Annotated in this window: 17 protein-coding genes and 1 riboswitch; of the genes, 13 read left to right on the top strand and 4 right to left on the bottom strand. The window is 72.0% G+C overall.

Annotated elements, in window-relative coordinates:
* Positions 1–6 precede the first annotated feature (6 nt).
* The 11 genes from ACFYYB_RS04015 to ACFYYB_RS03965 all read left to right on the top strand — a co-directional run bounded on the left by ACFYYB_RS04015 (position 7) and on the right by ACFYYB_RS03965 (position 12970).
* A complete protein-coding gene (locus ACFYYB_RS04015; RefSeq protein ID WP_389433456.1) occupies positions 7–870 on the top strand; it encodes a glycosyltransferase family 2 protein in 864 nt (287 codons plus the stop codon).
* A 96-nt stretch (positions 871–966) separates the two neighbouring features.
* Positions 967–1896, top strand: coding sequence for an ABC transporter permease (locus ACFYYB_RS04010; protein WP_389433073.1), 930 nt, complete (start codon positions 967–969; stop codon positions 1894–1896).
* A complete protein-coding gene (locus ACFYYB_RS04005) occupies positions 1889–2665 on the top strand; it encodes an ABC transporter ATP-binding protein (protein WP_389433072.1) in 777 nt (258 codons plus the stop codon). Before ACFYYB_RS04010 ends, ACFYYB_RS04005 begins: the two co-directional genes overlap by 8 nt.
* Before the next feature lie 429 nt (positions 2666–3094).
* Positions 3095–4054, top strand: a complete 960-nt coding sequence (gene hpnC, locus ACFYYB_RS04000) for a squalene synthase HpnC (RefSeq protein WP_389433071.1) — start codon at positions 3095–3097, stop codon at positions 4052–4054.
* 62 nt (positions 4055–4116) lie between these two features.
* A complete protein-coding gene (hpnD, locus tag ACFYYB_RS03995) occupies positions 4117–5058 on the top strand; it encodes a presqualene diphosphate synthase HpnD (RefSeq protein WP_389433070.1) in 942 nt (313 codons plus the stop codon).
* A gap of 91 nt (positions 5059–5149) precedes the next feature.
* Positions 5150–6523, top strand: a complete 1374-nt coding sequence (gene hpnE / locus ACFYYB_RS03990; protein WP_389433069.1) for a hydroxysqualene dehydroxylase HpnE — start codon at positions 5150–5152, stop codon at positions 6521–6523.
* Positions 6524–6591: 68 nt separating this feature from the next.
* Positions 6592–7686 carry a polyprenyl synthetase family protein gene (locus ACFYYB_RS03985; RefSeq protein ID WP_389433068.1) on the top strand — a complete coding sequence of 365 codons (1095 nt, stop codon included), beginning with the start codon at positions 6592–6594 and terminating at the stop codon, positions 7684–7686.
* Positions 7687–7810: 124 nt separating this feature from the next.
* Positions 7811–9874, top strand: coding sequence for a squalene--hopene cyclase (shc, locus tag ACFYYB_RS03980; RefSeq protein WP_389433067.1), 2064 nt, complete (start codon positions 7811–7813; stop codon positions 9872–9874).
* A complete protein-coding gene (locus ACFYYB_RS03975) occupies positions 9871–10551 on the top strand; it encodes a 1-hydroxy-2-methyl-2-butenyl 4-diphosphate reductase (RefSeq protein WP_389433066.1) in 681 nt (226 codons plus the stop codon). The genes shc and ACFYYB_RS03975 overlap by 4 nt, the downstream gene beginning before the upstream one ends.
* 5 nt (positions 10552–10556) lie before the next feature.
* Entirely contained in the window at positions 10557–11591 is a 1035-nt protein-coding gene (gene hpnH / locus ACFYYB_RS03970) for an adenosyl-hopene transferase HpnH (RefSeq protein ID WP_266903114.1), read from the top strand.
* Positions 11588–12970 (top strand): aspartate aminotransferase family protein, encoded by a 1383-nt coding sequence (locus ACFYYB_RS03965; RefSeq protein WP_389433065.1) that lies wholly within the window; start codon positions 11588–11590, stop codon positions 12968–12970. Before hpnH ends, ACFYYB_RS03965 begins: the two co-directional genes overlap by 4 nt.
* A 120-nt stretch (positions 12971–13090) precedes the next feature.
* Here ACFYYB_RS03965 and ACFYYB_RS03960 read toward each other — a convergent pair whose 3' ends face one another.
* Complete coding sequence (locus tag ACFYYB_RS03960) at positions 13091–13897, bottom strand: tyrosine-protein phosphatase (RefSeq protein ID WP_389433064.1); 807 nt, start codon at positions 13895–13897, stop codon at positions 13091–13093.
* Positions 13898–14212: 315 nt separating this feature from the next.
* Positions 14213–14408, top strand: a riboswitch (cyclic di-AMP (ydaO/yuaA leader).
* Positions 14409–14412: 4 nt separating this feature from the next.
* Between ACFYYB_RS03960 and ACFYYB_RS03955 the strand changes: the two genes are divergently transcribed.
* Both ACFYYB_RS03955 and ACFYYB_RS03950 read left to right on the top strand, forming a co-directional pair.
* Positions 14413–15411, top strand: a complete 999-nt coding sequence (locus tag ACFYYB_RS03955) for a LysM peptidoglycan-binding domain-containing M23 family metallopeptidase (protein WP_389433063.1) — start codon at positions 14413–14415, stop codon at positions 15409–15411.
* Between the two features lie 66 nt (positions 15412–15477).
* Positions 15478–16626 (top strand): winged helix DNA-binding domain-containing protein, encoded by a 1149-nt coding sequence (locus ACFYYB_RS03950; protein ID WP_389433062.1) that lies wholly within the window; start codon positions 15478–15480, stop codon positions 16624–16626.
* Between the two features lie 105 nt (positions 16627–16731).
* Here ACFYYB_RS03950 and ACFYYB_RS03945 read toward each other — a convergent pair whose 3' ends face one another.
* The 3 genes from ACFYYB_RS03945 to ACFYYB_RS03935 all read right to left on the bottom strand — a co-directional run bounded on the left by ACFYYB_RS03945 (position 16732) and on the right by ACFYYB_RS03935 (position 19274).
* Positions 16732–17313 carry an NIPSNAP family protein gene (locus ACFYYB_RS03945; protein ID WP_389433061.1) on the bottom strand — a complete coding sequence of 194 codons (582 nt, stop codon included), beginning with the start codon at positions 17311–17313 and terminating at the stop codon, positions 16732–16734.
* A 234-nt stretch (positions 17314–17547) separates the two neighbouring features.
* Positions 17548–18882: a diaminopimelate decarboxylase gene (gene lysA / locus ACFYYB_RS03940; protein WP_389433060.1), complete on the bottom strand. Its 1335-nt coding sequence runs from the start codon at positions 18880–18882 to the stop codon at positions 17548–17550.
* Between the two features lie 14 nt (positions 18883–18896).
* Complete coding sequence (locus tag ACFYYB_RS03935) at positions 18897–19274, bottom strand: SAV_915 family protein (RefSeq protein ID WP_389433059.1); 378 nt, start codon at positions 19272–19274, stop codon at positions 18897–18899.
* Positions 19275–19320: the final 46 nt, after the last annotated feature.

Raw genomic sequence — 19320 nt, 5'->3', positions numbered from 1 at the left:
ATCACGATGGGCAACCGCCCGGACGAGCTCAAGGCGCTCCTCGACTCCGTGGCCCGGCAGGACGGGGCCCCGGTCGAGGTGGTCGTCGTGGGCCAGGGCGTACGGCTCCCCGGCCTGGCGGACCCGGCGGCCGGCGTGCGCACCGTCGAGCTGCCCGAGAACCTGGGCATCCCCGGCGGCCGCAACGTCGGCATCGAGGCCTTCCGCACCGCGGGCGGCGGCACCTTCGACGTGGACGTCCTGCTCTTCCTGGACGACGACGGACTGCTGGAGCGCACCGACACCGCCGAGCTGTGCCGCCAGGCCTTCACCGAGGACCCCGAGCTGGGCATCGTCAGCTTCCGGATCGCCGATCCGCAGAGCGGCGAGACGCAGCGGCGCCACGTTCCCCGGCTGCGGGCCTCCGACCCGATGCGCTCCTCGCGCGTCACCACCTTCCTGGGCGGCGCCAACGCCGTCCGCACGAAGGTGTTCGAACAGGTCGGAGACCTCCCCGGGCAGTTCTTCTACGCGCACGAGGAGACCGATCTGGCCTGGCGGGCGCTCGACGCCGGGTGGCTGATCGACTACCGCGCGGACATGGTGCTCCTGCACCCCGCCACGGCCCCGTCCCGGCACGCGGTCTACCACCGTATGGTGGCTCGCAACCGGGTGTGGCTCGCCCGCCGCAACCTGCCCGCCCCGCTGGTCCCGGTCTACGTGGGCGTCTGGCTCCTGCTGACGCTCCTGCGCAAGCCCTCGGGGCCCGCGCTCAAGGCCTGGTTCGGCGGCTTCAAGGAGGGCTGGACCACCTCCTGCGGTCCCCGGCGACCCATGAGATGGCGTACGGTCTGGCGGCTGACCCGGCTGGGCCGACCGCCTGTCATCTGAAACGTCCGGGTCTGAGACCATGGCGCGATCACGAACCGATCGACTCAGGCCCGATGCCACCTTCTGCCGCATCATGAAGACGGAAAGTTTCATCTTGTGAGTGACACAACCCAGGACGGAAACCTTGCCACGAGCAGGCGGCCGTCCGAAGACGCCGGGCTGAGCTCCGCGGAGCTCGCCCGGAAGTACGGCCTGTCCGTCAGCGGACGCCGACCGAGCCTGGTCGAGTACGTGCGCCAGCTCTGGGAGCGCCGCCACTTCATCATCGCGTTCTCCCGGGCCAAGCTGCTGGCTCAGTACAGCCAGGCGAAGCTGGGCCAGATCTGGCAGGTGGCGACCCCCCTGCTGAACGCGCTGGTCTACTACCTGATCTTCGGGCTGATCCTGAACGCCGGGCGGGGCATCGACAAGCACGACTACATCCCCTTCCTGGTGATCGGCGTCTTCGTCTTCACCTTCACGCAGACCTCGCTGATGGCGGGTGTCAGGGCGATCCCGGGCAACATCGGGCTGGTCCGGGCCCTGCACTTCCCGCGCGCCTCGCTGCCGATCTCCTTCTCGCTGCAGCAGCTCCAGCAGCTCCTGTTCTCGATGGTCGTCGTGTTCGTGGTCACGATCGGATTCGGCAACTACCCGTCGCTGTCGTGGCTGCTCGTGATCCCGGCGCTGATCCTCCAGTTCGGCTTCAACACCGGTCTGGCCCTGGTCTTCGCCCGGATGGGATCCAAGACCCCGGACCTCGCGCAGCTGATGCCGTTCGTCACGCGTACGTGGATGTACGCCTCCGGCGTCATGTTCTCGATCGACACGATGCTCGAGGGCAAGCCGCCGTGGATCGCGGACATGCTGCAGTGGAACCCGGCCGCGATCTACATGGACCTGATCCGCTTCGCGCTCATCGACGGGTACGGCGGGAGCCACCTGCCGCCGCACGTCTGGTCCTTCGCGGTCGGCTGGGCGCTCCTGCTCGGGGTCGGTGGATTCGTGTACTTCTGGAAGGCTGAGGAGCGTTACGGCCGTGGCTGAGAACAACCAGGGGCACGTCCCCACCGTCATCGCCGACGACGTCCACATCGTCTACCGGGTCAACGTCGGCAGCGCCGGCAAGGGCAGCGCCACGGCGGCGCTCAGCAAGATAGTCCGCCGGCGCGGCGACGCACCGGGTGTCCGCCGGGTCCACGCCGTGCGCGGGGTCTCCTTCACGGCGTACCGCGGCGAGGCCATCGGTGTCATCGGCTCCAACGGCTCCGGCAAGTCCACCCTGCTCCGGGCCATCGCGGGTCTGCTGCCCTGCGAGTCGGGCAAGGTCTACACCGACGGCCAGCCCTCGCTGCTGGGTGTCAACGCGGCGCTGATGAACGACCTCACCGGTGAGCGCAACGTGGTCCTCGGCGGTCTCGCGATGGGGATGACCCGCGCGCAGATCCGGGAGCGCTACCAGGACATCGTCGACTTCTCGGGCATCAACGAAAAGGGGGACTTCATCTCCCTGCCGATGCGGACCTACTCCTCCGGCATGGCCGCCCGCCTGCGTTTCTCCATCGCCGCGTCCAAGGACCACGACGTCCTGATGATCGACGAGGCGCTGGCCACCGGTGACCGGAAGTTCCAGGTGCGTTCCGAGGAGCGCATCCGGGAACTGCGCAAGACCGCCGGAACCGTTTTCCTCGTGAGTCACAACAACAAGTCCATCCGCGACACCTGCGACCGGGTGCTGTGGCTGGAGCGGGGCGAACTCCTGATGGACGGCCCCACCGAGGAAGTCGTCGCGGCCTACGAGAAGGCGACCAGCTGACGGTTTTCCACCGACGGCCCCCACCGCGTCCGGCGGCGGGGGCCGTCGCATGCGTGCGCGTGCCGCGCGGGTGCCGCGCGGGTGCCGTGCGGGTGTCGTACGCGTGACGTGTGCCGTACGCGTGCCCGGCGCGCGGGGCCGCGCCTTTTCACGCGAGTGGCGTGCGGGCGACATTGTGTGGTGGAGCGAATACCCGTCGAGGTCCGGCGGCGTTGTACAGCGTAAGCTGGGCCAGGCCTCAATCGTGGGCAAGAAGGGGCGATTCCCCCCATAGGTGAATAGCCCGGTACGCCCTGGGGAAAGTGCGGCGGCGTGTCCGAAATGGGATGTTTTGGGTCGGCAGTGTAGAACGGGAGATGTGACGGCAATGGCTACGGGAATTCTCCGGCCCCCAGGCACGACGGCCGTCCCCGCCGCGGGCGGCGGGCGGTGACCCCGGGGTACGGCACCAGCCCCCGGCCGCACGGGCCTTCCGACACCTCCGGCTCCCTCCCCGCGCACCCCGGCGCCGCCACCCTCGGCAAGGCGCGCTCCGAGAACTTCCCCGTCGCCCCCGCCTTCCTGCCCCGCGCCTGGCGCGAGGGCCTGATGGCGGTCTACGGCTACGCCCGCCTGGTCGACGACATCGGCGACGGCGACCTCGCCCCGGGTGGCCACGACGCCGTGCTGCTCGGGCTCGACCCCGCCGCCACGGACGACCGGCTCGCCATGCTCGACGCCCTCGAAGCCGACCTGAAGCGCGTCTTCGGCGGCACCGACGGGCCCCCGCGCCACCCCCTGATGCTGGCCCTGCAGCCCGTCGTGCGCGCCCACGGCCTCACTCCCGAATCGTTTCTGGGGCTCATCGAAGCCAACCGCCAGGACCAGCGGGTCGCGCGCTACGCCACGTACGAGGACCTCGTCGGCTACTGCGAGCTCTCCGCCAACCCGGTGGGGCGGCTCGTGCTGGACCTCACCGGCACCAGCACCCCCGAGCGGATCCGCCGCTCCGACGCCGTCTGCACCGCCCTGCAGATCGCCGAACACCTCCAGGACGTCGCCGAGGACCTGGCCAGGGACCGGATCTACCTTCCGGGCGAGGACCTGCGCCGTTTCCACGTGACCGAGACCGACCTGAAGGCCCCGTCCGCGGGTGCGTCCGTACGCGCCCTCGTCGCATTCGAAACCGAACGGGCGCGGGAGCTCCTCGACGAAGGCACGCCGCTCGTGGGCAGCGTCCACGGAAGGCTCCGGCTGCTGCTCGCGGGCTTCGTGGGAGGGGGACGCGCCGCCCTGCGAGCCGTCACCGCCGCCGGCTTCGACGTCCTCCCCGGCCCGCCCAAGGCCACCAAGAGCGTTCTGCTCCGCGAGGTGGCCGCCGTCCTGCGCACAGCGCCGAGAAAGGGGTGAGCCCGATCGTGGAGGGCCCCACACACGCGTCCGCACCGGGCGCCCCGTCCGTTCCGGCGGCGATGTCCGCACCGATTTCGGCTGCCTACAGCTACTGCGAGGCCGTGACCGGCTCGCAGGCGCGCAACTTCGCCTACGGCATCCGTCTGCTGCCCGCCGACAAGCGGCAGGCGATGTCCGCGCTGTACGCCTTCTCCCGGCGGGTCGACGACATCGGCGACGGCACGCTGCCGCACGAGGTCAAGCTGGCCCGGCTGGAGGAGACCCGTACCCTGCTGGGCCGGATCCGCGCCGAGGAGATCGACGAGGACGACACCGACCCGGTCGCGGTCGCCCTCGCACACGCCTCGCGCCGCTTCCCGATCCCGCTCGAAGGGCTCGACGAACTCATCGACGGCGTCCTCATGGACGTCCGCGGGGAGACCTACGAGACCTGGGACGACCTCAAGGTCTACTGCCGCTGCGTGGCCGGAGCCATCGGCCGGCTCTCGCTCGGCGTGTTCGGCACCTCGTCCGCCGGTGGGTTCGCCGGCGCGGCCGGGCACGACGCGGCACGGGCCGGCGAGTACGCCGACACGCTCGGTCTCGCCCTGCAACTCACCAACATCCTCAGGGACGTTCGCGAGGACGCGGGCAACGGGCGGACCTACCTGCCCGCCGAGGACCTCGCCAAGTTCGGTTGCTCCGACGGCTTCGACAGCGCGCGGATGCCCAGCGGAGCCGACTTCGCCGGGCTCGTCCACCACGAAGTACGGCGCGCCCGCGCCCTGTTCGTGGAGGGCTACCGGCTGCTGCCCCTGCTCGACCGGCGCAGCGGCGCCTGCGTCGCGGCCATGGCCGGCATCTACCGGCGCCTGCTCGACCGCATCGAGCGCGAGCCGGAGGCCGTGCTCCGCGGCCGGGTCTCGCTGCCGCCGCACGAGAAGGCGTACGTGGCGGTCCGCGGCCTCTCCGGCCTGGACGCGCGGACCATCGCGCGCCAGAGCACCAGGAGGCGGCTCTGATGACGGCGGGCCGGCGGGCCGCGGCGGCGAGGCGGACGGGAGCAACCCCGCGGCGCCCGGTGGCGTCCGTGGGAGTGACGGAGGAGGACGTATGAGCGCGGATCGGGCCGTGGTCGTCGGCGGGGGGCTCGCCGGTGTCACCACCGCGCTGGAACTCGCCGACGCCGGCCTACGGGTGACCCTGCTGGAGGGCCGGCCCCGTCTCGGCGGCCTGGCGTTCTCCTTCAAGCGCGGGGAACTGACCGTCGACAACGGCCAGCACGTCTACCTGCGCTGCTGCACCGCCTACCGGTGGTTCCTCGACCGCGTCGACGGCGCCGCCCTGGCACCGCTGCAGGACCGGCTCGACGTACCCGTCCTCGACGTCGCCCACCCCGGCGGCCCCCGGCTCGGCCGGCTGCGCCGCAGCGCCCTGCCCGTACCGCTGCACCTGGCGGCCTCGCTGGCCCGCTACCCGCACCTCTCGCTCGCCGAGCGGGCGTCCGTCGGGCGCGCCGCCCTCGCGCTGCGCCGCCTCGACCCCGCCGACCCGGCGCTCGACGGCGTGGACTTCGCGACCTGGCTCGGCCGGTACGGCCAGTCCCCGCGGACCATCGAGGCGCTGTGGGACCTCGTCGGCATCGCCACGCTCAACGCCACCGCGGGGCAGTCCTCGCTGGGGCTGGCCGCCATGGTGTTCAAGACCGGCCTGCTCTCCGAGAACGGCGCGGCCGACATCGGCTGGGCCCGGGTACCGCTCGGCGACCTGCACGACACCCTCGCCCGCAAGGCCCTGGACGCCGCCGGGGTGCGCACCGAACTGCGCACCCGGGTCACGGACATCTCCCGTACCCCGGAGGGTGGTTGGCGGGTGGCCACCGAGGGCGACTCGTTCGACGCCGGCACCGTCGTCCTCGCCGTCCCGCAGCGCGAGGCGCACGGGCTGCTGCCCGCGGGGGCGCTCGCCGATCCCGACAAGCTGCTCGACATCGGCACCGCGCCGATCCTCAACGTGCACGTCGTGTACGACCGCAAGGTCCTCAAGCAGCCCTTCTTCGCGGCCCTCGGCTCCCCGGTCCAGTGGGTCTTCGACCGCACCGACTCCTCGGGCCTCCCCGACGGCGGTCAGTACCTGGCACTGTCCCAGTCGGTGGCGCACGAGGACATCGACGAGCCCGTCTCGGTCCTGCGCGCGAAGTACCTCCCCGAGCTGGAACGGCTGCTGCCCGCCGCGCGCGGAGCCAAGGTGCGCGACTTCTTCGTCACCCGGGAGCGCACCGCGACCTTCGCCCCCAGCCCCGGTGTCGGACGGCTCCGGCCCGGAGCCCGGACCGACACGCCGGGGCTCTTCCTCGCCGGTGCGTGGACCGCGACGGGTTGGCCCGCGACCATGGAGAGCGCCGTCCGCAGCGGACTGAACGCGGCCCATGCCGCGCTCGCGCCGTTGGACCGCCACCGCGAACACCCCTTGCAGGAGGCGGTATGACCACCACCGGCACTGTCGGCACCACACCACCACGCACCGCAGTACGTACAGGAACCAGAGGAGAGCCAGTGAACCCGGGGAATCCGGCCGTCGAGAACACGGACGCCAGTGCGGGCCCGGCCGGCGGGGAGAAGGCGGACACGCTCGCCCTCCTCGAACGAGGCCGTACGCTCTCGACGCCCGTGCTCCGCGCCGCCGTGGACCGGCTCGCCGCGCCCATGGACACCGTCGCCGCCTACCACTTCGGCTGGATCGACGCCCACGGCAACCCGGCGGACGGCGACGGAGGCAAGGCCGTGCGCCCCGCCCTCGCCCTGCTCTCGGCGGAAGCCGCCGGCGCCGCCGCCGAGGTCGGCATCCCCGGCGCCGTCGCGGTCGAACTCGTCCACAACTTCTCGCTGCTGCACGACGACCTGATGGACGGCGACGAGCAGCGCCGCCACCGCGACACGGTGTGGAAGGTCCACGGACCGGCCCTCGCCATCCTGGTCGGCGACGCCCTGTTCGCCCTGGCCAACGAGGTGCTGCTGGAACTCGGCACGGTCGAGGCCGGCCGCGCGGCGCGCCGTCTGACCACCGCGAGCCGCAAGCTCATCGACGGCCAGGCCCAGGACATCTCCTACGAGCACCGCGAGAGCGTCAGCGTCGAGGAATGCCTGGAGATGGAGGGCAACAAGACCGGCGCCCTGCTCGCCTGCGCGGTGTCCATCGGCGCCGTGCTCGGCGGCGCGGACGATCGTACGGCCGACAAGCTGGAGGAGTACGGCTACCACCTCGGCCTCGCCTTCCAGGCCGTCGACGACCTCCTCGGCATCTGGGGCGACCCGGAGTCCACCGGCAAGCAGACCTGGAGCGACCTGCGCCAGCGCAAGAAGTCGCTGCCGGTCGTCGCCGCCCTCGCCGCCGGCGGACCGGCCAGTGAGGAGCTGACCGAGCTGCTCGCCGCCGACGCCAAGAGCAACGACTTCGAGAACTTCTCCGAGGAGGAGTTCGCGGCCCGCGCCGCGCTCATCGAGGCAGCCGGCGGCCGTCGGTGGACCGCCGACGAGGCGCGCCGCCAGTACGAGATCGCCATCAAGGCCCTCGACGACGTGGACATGGACCAGCGCGTGCGCGACCAGCTCGTGGCGCTCGCCGACTTCGTCGTCGTGCGCAAGAGGTGATCGCCACCCGTACGCGCATATGAATCGCGAGTCGCCGGCCGGTACTGCCTGCCCGTAGTACCGGCCGACGGCGCCCCCCATACAGCGGATGACAGCAGAGGACACTGCACGCAAAGGGGAAGCCATGACTGCGACGACCAACGGCGGCGCCCATGCCTGCGGCGCCGACCCGGACGAGCCCGGCCCCGGGCCCGGCGGCGGACCGCCGGGCCCGGACCCGCTCCCGGACCCCGGCCCCGCCGGGCTGCGCGGGGTCCGCGAGGCCACCGACCGGGCCGTCCGGGACCTGCTGGAGCGGCAGGACGAGGCCGGCTGGTGGAAGGGCGACCTGGAGACCAACGTCACCATGGACGCCGAGGACCTGCTGCTGCGCCAGTTCCTCGGGATCGGGGACGAGGCCACCACCCGGGCCGCGGCCCTGTTCATCCGCGGGGAGCAGCAGGACGACGGCACCTGGGCCACCTTCCACGGGGGCCCCTGCGACCTCTCCGCCACCATCGAGGCCTACGTGGCCCTGCGCCTCGCCGGAGACGCGCCCGACGCCCCGCACATGGCCCGCGCCTCGGCGTGGATCCGGGCCAACGGGGGAGTGGCGGGCGCCCGCGTGTTCACCCGCATCTGGCTGGCCCTGTTCGGCTGGTGGAGCTGGGACCACCTGCCCGAACTCCCGCCCGAACTGCTGTTCCTGCCGCCCTGGGTGCCGCTGAACATCTACGACTTCGGCTGCTGGGCCCGGCAGACGATCGTCCCCCTCACCGTGGTCTCCGCCCTGCGCCCGGTCCGCCCGGGCCCCTTCGCGCTGGACGAGCTGCACGCCGACGCGCGGACCCCGTATCCCGCCAAGAAGCTGGCACCGCTGGCCAGTTGGGGCGGCGCCTTCCAGCGCATGGACAAGGCCCTGCACGTCTACCGCCGGTTCGCCCCGCGCCGGCTGCGCGCGGCGGCCATGGCCAGCGCCGGGCGCTGGATCGTGGAACGGCAGGAGAACGACGGCTGCTGGGGCGGCATCCAGCCGCCCGCCGTGTACTCCGTCATCGCCCTGCACCTGCTCGGCTACGACCTGCGCCACCCCGTGATGCGCGCCGGACTGGAGTCCCTGGACCGCTTCGCCGTCTGGCGCGCGGACGGGGCCCGCATGATCGAGGCCTGCCAGTCCCCGGTGTGGGACACCTGCCTGGCGGCGATCGCGCTGGCCGACGCGGGACTGCCCTCCGACCACCCCGCCCTGGTCAAGGCCGCCGACTGGATGCTCGGCGAGGAGATCGTGCGCAGCGGGGACTGGGCCGTGCGTCGGCCCCAACTGGCCCCGGGCGGCTGGGCGTTCGAGTTCCACAACGACAACTACCCCGACATCGACGACACCGCCGAGGTCGTCCTGGCCCTGCGCCGCATCCAACACCCCGACCGGGCACGGATGGAGGGGGCCATCGCCCGGGGAGTGTCCTGGAACCTCGGCATGCAGTCGAAGAACGGCGCCTGGGGCGCCTTCGACGCCGACAACACCAGCCCCTTCCCCAACAAGCTGCCCTTCTGCGACTTCGGCGAGGTCATCGACCCGCCCTCGGCCGACGTCACCGCCCACGTCGTGGAGATGCTCGCCGTCGAGGGCCGGGCGGGCGACGCGCGCACCCGGCGCGGCATCGCCTGGCTCCTCGCCGAACAGGACCCCAACGGCGGCTGGTTCGGCCGCTGGGGCACGAACTACGTCTACGGCACCGGCTCGGTGGTCCCGGCGCTGACCGCCGCCGGCTACGCCCCCTCGCACCCCGCGATCCGGCGCGCCGTGGCCTGGCTGGAATCCGTACAGAACGAGGACGGGGGATGGGGCGAGGACCAGCGCTCCTACCGGGACCCGTCCTGGGCGGGGAAGGGCGCCTCGACCGCCTCGCAGACGGCGTGGGCGCTGATGGCCCTGCTGTCGGCGGGGGAGCGCGACGCGCCGTCCGTGCGGCGGGGGATCGGCTACCTCGTCTCCACCCAGCGCCCCGACGGCACCTGGGACGAGCCGTACTTCACCGGTACCGGATTCCCCTGGGACTTCTCCATCAACTACCACCTGTACCGCCAGGTTTTCCCGCTCACCGCGCTGGGCCGCTATCTGTACGGAGAACCGTTCGGCCCGGGCGGACGGTACGCGGACCCAGCCGCCCTCCCGCACGCGGCTCCGTCCCCCGGGGAGGCCCGATGACCGGCCGACCCGACGAGGCCGCCCCGCCGCTGCTGATCGCCTGCGCCCTGCGCATCGAGCGGACCGCCCTGCGCAGCACCTCGTACCGCGGCGTCCGCGAGAGCGGCGCGCCCGAACGCCACGAGGTGCTGCGCACGGGGATGGGCCCGCGCGCGGCCGAGCGCGCCGTCGACCGCAAACTGGCCGAGCCGCGGCTGCACGGCGCCGCCGTGCTCGCCACCGGCTTCTGCGCCGGGCTGCTGCCCGGCATGAGCCCCGGCGACCTGATCGTCGCCGAGGAGACCCGGGACCCGCGCGGCACGGTCGCCTGCGCCGGTACCGCCCTGCTCGCCGAGGCGCTGGCCCGGGCCGTACCCGGCCGGACCGTACACCTCGGTGCACTGACCGGATCCGACCACGTCGTCCGGGGCCAGGAGCGCGCCCAGCTGCGCGCCGACGGCGCCATCGGGGTCGACATGGAATCGGCCGCCACCCTCTGGACCGCGACCCGGGGCGGGAGCGCCCCGGGCGGCGCGGACCGTCCGGTTGCGGCCGTCCGGGTGATCGTGGACGCTCCGGAGCATGAGCTCGTCCGCATCGGCACCGTTCGCGGGGGAATATCGGCCTTTCGCGTACTGCGTGCCGTACTGCCCGCGTTTTATGAATGGCACCGTTCTTTGCTGCTCCCCCGGAGGTGAGCCAGATGGCCATGCCACTGCGACAGACGATCAGGGTCGGGACGTACCTGCTCGAACAGAAGCTCCGCAAGCGTGAGAAGTTCCCGCTGATCGTCGAGCTGGAACCGCTCTACGCCTGCAACCTGGCCTGCGAGGGGTGCGGGAAGATCCAGCACCCGGCCGGGGTGCTCAAGCAGCGCATGCCCGTGGCCCAGGCGGTGGGCGCCGTGCTGGAATCGGGCGCGCCGATGGTGTCCATCGCGGGCGGCGAGCCCTTGATGCACCCGCAGATCGACGAGATCGTGCGCCAGTTGGTGGCCAAGCGGAAGTACGTCTTCCTCTGCACCAACGCGATGCTGCTGCGCAAGAAGATCGAGAAGTTCACGCCCTCCCCGTACTTCGCCTTCGCCGTGCACATCGACGGACTGCGCGAGCGCCACGACGAATCGGTCGCGAAGGAAGGCGTATTCGACGAAGCGGTCGAGGCCATCAAGGAGGCGAAGAAGCGCGGATTCCGGGTGACGACCAACTCCACCTTCTTCAACACGGACACCCCGCAGACCATCATCGAGGTCCTCAACTACCTCAATGACGATCTCCAGGTGGACGAGATGATGATCTCGCCGGCCTACGCCTACGAAAAGGCTCCCGATCAGGAGCACTTCCTCGGCGTCGAACAGACCCGCGAACTCTTCAAGAAGGCCTTCGCCGGGGGCAACCGGCGGCGGTGGCGCCTCAACCACTCCCCGCTCTTCCTGGACTTCCTGGAAGGCAAAGCCGATTTCCCCTGCACCGCATGGGCCATTCCGAATTACTCGCTCTTCGGCTGGCAGCGCCCCTGCTATCTGATGAGCGACGGGTACGTGCCCTCGTACCGGGAACTGATCGAGGAGACCGACTGGAGCAAGTACGGCCGCGGGAAGGACCCGCGCTGCGCGAACTGCATGGCGCACTGCGGGTACGAGCCCACGGCCGTCCTGGCCACGATGGGTTCGCTCAAGGAGTCGCTGCGGGCCGTCCGCGAGACCGTGGGGGGCGGGAGCAGGGACAAGTCGGCATGACCGGCTTCGATCTCGGCGCCCTGCTGGCCGAGCGGGGTGGCGAGCGGTACGAACTGCACGCCCGCCACCTCAACCACCAGCTGCCCCGGATGCTGCACACCATCGGGTTCGACAAGGTGTACGTGCGCGCCGAGGGAGCCCACTTCTGGGATGCCGAGGGCAACGACTACCTCGACATGCTGGCGGGCTTCGGAGTGATGGGCCTGGGCCGCCACCACCCGGTGGTCCGCCGCGCCCTGCACGACGTGCTGGACGCGCAGCTCGCCGACCTCACCCGCTTCGACTGCCAGCCGCTGCCCGGGCTGCTCGCCGAGAAGCTGCTCTCCCACAGTCCGCACCTGGACCGGGTCTTCTTCGGCAACAGCGGCACGGAAGCGGTGGAGACCGCCCTGAAGTTCGCCCGGTACGCCACCGGGCGCCCCAGGGTCCTCTACTGCGACCACGCCTTCCACGGCCTCACCACGGGCTCGCTCTCGGTCAACGGCGAGTCCGGCTTCCGCGAGGGGTTCGAGCCGCTGCTGCCGGACACCGCGATCGCGCTCGGGGACCTGGACGCGCTGGAGCGGGAGCTGAAGAAGGGGGACGTGGCGGCCCTCGTCGTGGAGCCGATCCAGGGCAAGGGGGTGCTCGCCGCGCCGCCGGGCTTCCTGCTCGCCGCGCAGGAGCTCCTGCACCGGCGGGGGGCGCTGCTGATCGCGGACGAGGTGCAGACCGGCCTCGGACGGACCGGCGACTTCTACGCCTATCAGCACGAGCCCGGAGTCGAACCGGACCTGGTCTGCGTGGCCAAGGCGCTCTCCGGCGGCTACGTGCCGGTCGGCGCGACCCTGGGCAAGGACTGGATCTTCAAGAAGGTCTACTCCTCCATGGACCGGGTGCTCGTCCACTCCGCCAGCTTCGGCTCCAACGCGCAGGCGATGGCGGCCGGGCTCGCCGTCCTCTCCGTCATGGAGGACGAACAGGTGGTGGCTAGGGCCCGCGCGATGGGCGACCTGCTGCGCGGGCGGCTCGCCGCGCTCGTGGACGAGTACGAACTCCTCCACGAGGTACGGGGACGCGGGCTGATGATCGGCATCGAGTTCGGCCGGCCGTCCTCGCTGGGCCTGCGGAGCCGCTGGACCATGCTGCAGGCGGCGCGCAAGGGGCTGTTCGCGCAGATGGTCGTGGTGCCCCTGCTGCAGAAGCACCGGATCCTCACGCAGGTCTCCGGGGATCACCTGGAAGTGATCAAGCTGATCCCGCCGCTGATCGTGGACGAGGCGGACGTCGACCGGTTCGTCGGCGCCTTCCGCGCGGTCATGGACGAGGCCCACGGCGGCGGCGCGCTGATGTGGGACTTCGGCCGGACGCTGGTGAAGCAGGCCGTCGCCAACCGCTGAGCCGCGGCCGGGCGGCGAACCGGCGGTCGGCGAACCGGCGGCCGGCGAACCCGCGGTCGGCGAACCGGCGGACGGGTGGCGATCAGGCGGCTCGGCGGGCGACGGCCCACTTCGTGGGCGTCAGTCCAGCAGCCGGTCGCGGAGCCTGTCGAGGGTCTCGGGCGCGAGCCCGAGGCCCTCGGCCAGGTAGCGCTCCACACCGCCCCACTCCTCGTCGATGGTGTCGAAGGCCGTGGTCAGGTACGGGGCGCGGGCGTCGAAGAGCGGGGCGAGCAGCTCCATCACCTCGGGGGCGCGGGCCTCGGGCGCGTCGCTGCCCCGGCGGACCCGGTAGCGGTTGTGCGGCGCGTTCGACTCCAGGTAGTCCGCGATGATCGCCTCCCGCTCCACGCCCAGCGCGAGCAGGGTGACGGCGATCGACAGGCCGGCCCGGTCCTTCCCGGCGGCGCAGTGCATCAGGGCCGGGACACTGTCCTCGGCGAGCGCGTGCACCACCCGGCTGTGCTCGGCGGTACGGGTACGGATCATCTGCCGGTACGAACGGGACATCCGCGCGGCGGCCCTGCCCTCGCCCAGGAGCTCGCGGAGCTGCGCGAGCTCCCCTTCGCGGACCATCTTCCAGAACTCCCCGCCGGCGGCCGGGTCCGACAGCGGAATGCCGACGTTGCGCACGCCGGGCAGCTCCACGTCCGGACCCTCCAGCGCGTGATCGGCTCCGTTGCGGAAGTCGAAGACGGTGTGCAGCCCGAGCGACCCGAGGAATTGCGCGTCGCTTTCGGTGGCATGCGCCAGATGTCCGCTTCGGAACAGTCGTCCCGACTTGACCCTCCGGCCGTCCGTGGTCGGCAACCCGCCCACGTCGCGGAAGTTGCGCACTCCGGTCAGCGCCGGCTCCTCGTGCGGACTCTGGGGTATCGGCTGGGTCACCGGGCTCCTCCGTGTCGTCGTCGTTGATGGTGTCCGAATTACGCCGGTTGTGGGCAACTTGCCATAACGAGAGGCGAGATCGGACAGGCCCCCGTGAGCCAGATCATACGGTGACGTTGAGTGGCTGATCGCGAATGGCGAATTGCCTTGCTGGGGCGGCTGTTGGAGGTGCGGAATGGACGCAGGGTGACCGGAATTCCGGCGGCCCGTCATCTTCAAGATTCTATTGGGGAATTCATGACTTGTTCCGTGCGGCCGGACTCGATTACGTTCGCGATCGATCCGGACGGACCGCCTAATCCTGCCGCCGACCGGAAACCGCACCCGACTATTCACGCGCGCGGCAGGAGCGGGGGAACCAGGTAAGCCGCTGTCCCGGATCTCCGGTTGAGATCTTTACAACGGGACAGCTCGGGGTGAAGCCGTACATGTGCTGTTCGCCGGCACAGAGGCGGCCGGACATCTCCAGTCCGAACCCGACAGCTCACCTCGCAGGCGTCGGAGAGGAATTCGCCATGCACGGAACGGGTAAGCACCGCCGTCCCAAGTCCCGCTCGATATCCCGCGGATTCGCCGCCGCCGGCACCGGTGGCGCGGCCCTCGCGCTGCCGCTGCTCGGCGCCACCGGCGCCCACGCCGCGGGCGTCCCGGCCGCGGCGCCCGCCGCCGCTCCGGTCCTCGCCCCGCAGGTGGCGGCCGCGCAGGTGCCCGCCGCGCTGCAGGCCGCCCCGGCCGCCGCGCAGAGCGCCCCCACGGTCTACACCGTGGTGCCGGGCGACTACCTCTCCAAGATCGCCGAGCGCCAGCACCTCACCGGTGGCTGGGAGCAGCTCTACGCGGACAACCTCGAGGCCGTCGGCACCGACCCGTCGCTGATTCACCCGGGCCTGGAGCTCACGCTCGGCGCGAAGGGCGCGGCTCCGGCCGAGGCCGCCGAGTCCGCGCCGGCCGAAACGCCGAAGCCGGCCAAGAAGTCCGCTTCGTTCGGTTCCTCCACTTCTGGCGATTCGTCGGATTCCTCCGATGAGGCGGGTTCCTCGAATGAGGAGGCCGCTCCCCAGGACGCCGCCCCCGAGGCTCCCGCCGAGGAGCAGGGCGGTTCCACGTCCACCGGCTTCGTCGCCCCGGTCGGCGGCGGCACCTCCACCGCGTACAAGACCGCCGGCTCCATGTGGTCCAGCGGCTACCACACCGGCGTGGACTTCTCCGCGAGCACCGGCACCACCGTCAAGGCGGTCGGCGCCGGCACCGTGGTCTCGGCCGGCTGGGGCGGCGCGTACGGCAACGAGGTCGTCATCCGGCACGCCGACGGCAAGTACAGCCAGTACGCGCACCTTTCCCAGCTCTCCGTCTCGTCCGGCCAGAGCGTCACCGCCGGGCAGACCCTCGGCTTCTCCGGTGCCACGGGCAACGTGACCGGCCCGCACCTGCACTTCGAGATCCGCACCGGGCCCTCGTACGGCTCGGACATCGACCCGCTGGCCTACCTGCGGTCCAAGGGCGTCAGCATCTGAGGCCGAGGCGCTGTCGGAGGTGCCGGTTAGGCTGCACGTTCCGGCACGGGACGGGACGGGCGTGGCATGAAGGTCAGCGCAAGGGAGCTCAACCGCTCCACCCTCGCACGGCAGTTGCTGCTGCGGCGCGAGGCGATGGGCGTCGGTGACGCGGTCCGCAGGGTGGTCGCCCTGCAGGCGCAGCACGCGGCCTCGCCCTACCTCGCGCTGTGGAACCGGCTCGCCGGTTTCGACCCGGCGGACCTCGACGCGGCCTTCACGGGGCGCGAGGTCCTCAAGTCGACGCTGATGCGGCTGACCCTGCACGCGGTGCACGCGCGGGACTACCCGTCCTTCCGCGAGGCCGTGCAGCCGTCCGTACGGGCCGCCCGGCTCGGGACCCGCTTCACGGACTCGGGGCTGACGGCCGGGGACGCCGACCTCCTCGTGCCGGAGCTGCTGGACTTCGCCGACCGGCCCCGTACGACGGCGGAGTGCGAGGCCTGGCTCGGACACCGGCTGGGGTCCGCGCCGCAGCCGGGAGCGTGGTGGGGGCTGCGGCAGTACGCGCCGCTGCTGCACGCGCCCACCGCCGCGCCGTGGTCGTTCGGGGAGCGTCCGTCGTACGTCGCACCCCCGAGCCGGCCGCGCACCGTACCGGCGGACCCGGAGGCGGCGGAGGAGTCCTTGCGGACGCTGGTCCTGCGCTACCTGGAGGGGTTCGGGCCGGCGTCGGCGGCGGACGTCGCGCAGTTCTCCCTGGTCCAGCGGTCCAGGGTCCGCCAGGCCCTGCGCGCGCTGGAGCTGGCCGGCGGGCTCGAGCGGCTGACGGGGCCGGACGGCGAGGAGCTGTTCGACGTCCAGGGCGCGCCGATCCCGGAGGAGGACACGCCGGCGCCGCCCCGGCTGATGGCCATGTGGGACAGCGTGCTGCTGGCCTACGCCGACCGGAGCCGCATCGTTCCGCCGGCGTACCGCAAGCTCGTCGCGCGGATGAACGGCGACACCCTGGCGACCCTGCTGGTCGACGGCCACGTCGCCGGCGTGTGGCGGCCGTCCGGCGCCGGCATCGAGGCCACCGCCTTCCACCCGCTGCCGGAGGAGGTCTGGGAGGCCCTCGCCGGCGAGGCCCGGGCGCTGACGGCCTTCCTGGCCGACCGCGAACCGGAGGTCTACCGGCGGTACGGCCACTGGTGGAACAAACTACCGAGCGCCGAGACCCGGCTGCTCGCCTGAACCGTGGGGCCGGGACCGGAGGGGGGTCCCGGTCCCACCACTCCCACCGCTCCCGCCGCTTCCGTGCCCATCGGCACCTGCGGACGCCGTCACCCTCACCCTGATTCACCTGCGATACGCGGCCTGGGAGTTCCGAGGCTTCACGGGCTCCCATCGCAGACGTCGGGTCGGCCAGGGTGCCGGCTCGGCCTGGCCGAACCAGATCCGGACGTCTTCCCCCGTCCGGACGGGCAAGCGGGGAAAGTCGTTCTCGGCGTGCTCGGTACGGTGCAGTGCGTGGCCCGGGCCCAGGTGCCGGGCGGCGTACGCGTCGAAATCGGCCGCGTCGGTGGGGTGGCAGACGGTCGCGACCACCTCGCTCGTGCCCGGCTCCGGCGTGAAGCCCGGGCCGCGCAGCAGTAGTACGTCGTCGCTGCCACTGTCGATCATGGTGGCGTTGGCGCTGTCGCGGTGCTCCCGCCAGACCGGGCCGGTGTAGAAGGCCTCCAGCGCGCGCCGGCGGTGTGCCATGTCGGGGAACGCGCGCAGCCAGACGAAGCGGTCCGGGTCGTCCAGGTCGCGGAACCGGCCGCCGACGGTGATGCCGACGGCCTGCTGACCGGTCACGAACTCGCGCTCGAACAGCTCGATCAGCGTCTCCCGGGCGCCGGGACGCAGGGTGTACTGCCGGAGTTCGACGATGCTCATGCGGTGGCCCGCCCGGTGCGTGTGAGGTCCATGGTCCAGTTGTCGTCCATGCGCCGCAGGTTAGAGCCAGTCTGCTGACACCTCCTGTCAGTGGATGCCGAGCGACATGCGTGCGAACCGGCTGTTCACCCTGCTTCTGCCGCGCCGGAAGCTGCGTGAGGTCGGCGGCCGGGCTCCGGTCGGTGCCGGACACAGCCCGTAGACAACCCGTCCGGCACCGTCGGCCGGCGGGCGCTAGTCGCCGATGTCGCGGATTCGGAGATCGTCCAGGGTTTCGCGCCGTACGAGTACCCGGGCCGTGCCTTCGTGGACCGCGATCACCGGGGGCCGGCCGACCATGTTGTAGGCGGAGGCCATGGACAGGTGGTAGGCGCCCGCCACCGGTACGGCCAGCAGGTCTCCGGGGTGGATGTCGCCCGGCAGGTCGACGTCGCTCGCGAGGATGTCTCCGGCCTCGCAGTGCCGGCCGACGACCGTCGTCGTACGCGGGGCGGCCGTCGAGTGGCGGCCGATGAGGCGGGGCGCGTAGCGCACCCCGTAGAGGGCGGGGCGCGGGTTGTCGCTCATGCCGCCGTCGACGGCGACGAAGACGGTGTCGCCCGTGTGCTTGACGGCCAGTACGCGGTACAGGGCGACCCCGGCCGGCCCGACGACGGCACGCCCCGGTTCGATGACGAGTCGCGGCACGGGCAGGCCCGCGGCGGCGCAGGCGCCGCCGAGCTCGGCGCGCATCCGGCGGGCGAACGCGGTGAGGTCGAGGGCGGGTTCGCCGGGCCGGTAGGCGATGCCGTGGCCGCCGCCCATGTCCAGCTCGGGCAGGACGACGCCGTGCGCGTCGCGGACCCGGGCCATCAGCCCGACCATCCGGCGCAACGCCACCAGGTACGGCTTCGCCTCGGTGATCTGCGAGCCGATGTGGCAGTGCAGGCCGGTCAGTTCGAGCTGCGGCTGGCCCAGTACGCGCGCGATGGCGTGCTGCGCCGACCCGTCGGCGAGCGAGAGCCCGAACTTCTGGTCCTCCGTACCGGTGCGGATCTTGGCGTGGCCTCCGGCCGAGATGCCCGGCACGACGCGCACCGTCACCTTCTGGTGCCCGTCGGGTCCGACGGCGGCCGCGATCCGGGCTATCTCGGACGGGGCGTCGATGACGATCCGTCCCACGCCGAGGCGCAGCGCCGACTCCAGGTCGCGGGGCGACTTCGCGTTGCCGTGGAACACGATGCGGTCGGCGGGGAAACCCGCGGTCACGGCGAGTTCCAGCTCCCCGGCGGAGCACACGTCCAAGCCCAGGCCCTCCTCACGAACCCAGCGCACCAGCGCGCGGGAGAGAAACGCCTTGGCCGCGTAGAGGACTTCGGCCTCGGGGAGGGCGGCGCGGTAGGTGCGGCACCGGTCGCGGACCTCGCCTTCGTCCAGCACGTAGACCGGTGTGTCGAACCGGTCGGCGATCTCTGCCAAGGACACGCCACCGACGGCGAGGTCGCCGTGCGGCAGCAGGGTGGTGGACGCGGGCCACACGGACGGTTCGCGGGTGGAGATCAGGGCATCGGGGAGGTCGGTGATGGTCATGGTGCGGTTCCCCTTCAGGCGGTCCGGGCGGTGACGTCGGGATCCCGCGGCACTGGTGGGGTGACCGGGCCGGTCGGCGTTGCCGCCTCCGGCGTCGTCGGGGTGACCGCAGGAGCGGTCAGCGTCGGATCGACGGTCAGCGGCGACGCTCCGACCGGCCCGGCCATCGCGCGGAGCGCGGACTCGGAGAGCCGGATCCAGGGCCGGCCGGCGCCGAGCGTGGCCGCCAGCCGCTCCGCGGTGGTGAAGCCCACGGCGGTACGGGCTCCCAGTGGGGTGCGGAACAGGCGCACCACCACCTCCGCCCTTCCCGGCAGGACCGGCACGTACAGGGGTCCGGCCGGGACGCGTTCTTCAGGCTCCGGGTCGTCGTCGTACTGGAACAAACACATGGGGCCCTCCCAGAGGAACCACGAGTGGCAGGTGAGCCCCCGGACG

Origin of the sequence: Streptomyces sp. NPDC002886 (assembly GCF_042888445.1) — a bacterium.
In the GTDB taxonomy this organism is placed as follows: Bacteria; Actinomycetota; Actinomycetes; order Streptomycetales; family Streptomycetaceae; genus Streptomyces.
The sequence above is the reverse complement of the archived record's forward strand: the minus strand, read 5'-3'. Positions and strand labels throughout refer to the sequence as shown.

What these genes read in the sequence shown, in the direction of transcription:
- ACFYYB_RS03935 (WP_389433059.1), bottom strand. Translation starts at nt 19,274, where the DNA reads ATGTGTTTGTTCCAGTACGACGACGACCCGGAGCCTGAAGAACGCGTC.
- ACFYYB_RS04015 (WP_389433456.1), top strand. Translation starts at nt 7, where the DNA reads ATGGGCAACCGCCCGGACGAGCTCAAGGCGCTCCTCGACTCCGTGGCC.
- hpnE (WP_389433069.1), top strand. Translation starts at nt 5,150, where the DNA reads ATGAGCGCGGATCGGGCCGTGGTCGTCGGCGGGGGGCTCGCCGGTGTC.
- lysA (WP_389433060.1), bottom strand. Translation starts at nt 18,882, where the DNA reads ATGACCATCACCGACCTCCCCGATGCCCTGATCTCCACCCGCGAACCG.
- hpnD (WP_389433070.1), top strand. Translation starts at nt 4,117, where the DNA reads ATGTCCGCACCGATTTCGGCTGCCTACAGCTACTGCGAGGCCGTGACC.
- ACFYYB_RS03950 (WP_389433062.1), top strand. Translation starts at nt 15,478, where the DNA reads ATGAAGGTCAGCGCAAGGGAGCTCAACCGCTCCACCCTCGCACGGCAG.
- ACFYYB_RS03945 (WP_389433061.1), bottom strand. Translation starts at nt 17,313, where the DNA reads ATGAGCATCGTCGAACTCCGGCAGTACACCCTGCGTCCCGGCGCCCGG.
- ACFYYB_RS03975 (WP_389433066.1), top strand. Translation starts at nt 9,871, where the DNA reads ATGACCGGCCGACCCGACGAGGCCGCCCCGCCGCTGCTGATCGCCTGC.
- hpnH (WP_266903114.1), top strand. Translation starts at nt 10,557, where the DNA reads ATGGCCATGCCACTGCGACAGACGATCAGGGTCGGGACGTACCTGCTC.
- shc (WP_389433067.1), top strand. Translation starts at nt 7,811, where the DNA reads ATGACTGCGACGACCAACGGCGGCGCCCATGCCTGCGGCGCCGACCCG.
- ACFYYB_RS03965 (WP_389433065.1), top strand. Translation starts at nt 11,588, where the DNA reads ATGACCGGCTTCGATCTCGGCGCCCTGCTGGCCGAGCGGGGTGGCGAG.
- ACFYYB_RS03955 (WP_389433063.1), top strand. Translation starts at nt 14,413, where the DNA reads ATGCACGGAACGGGTAAGCACCGCCGTCCCAAGTCCCGCTCGATATCC.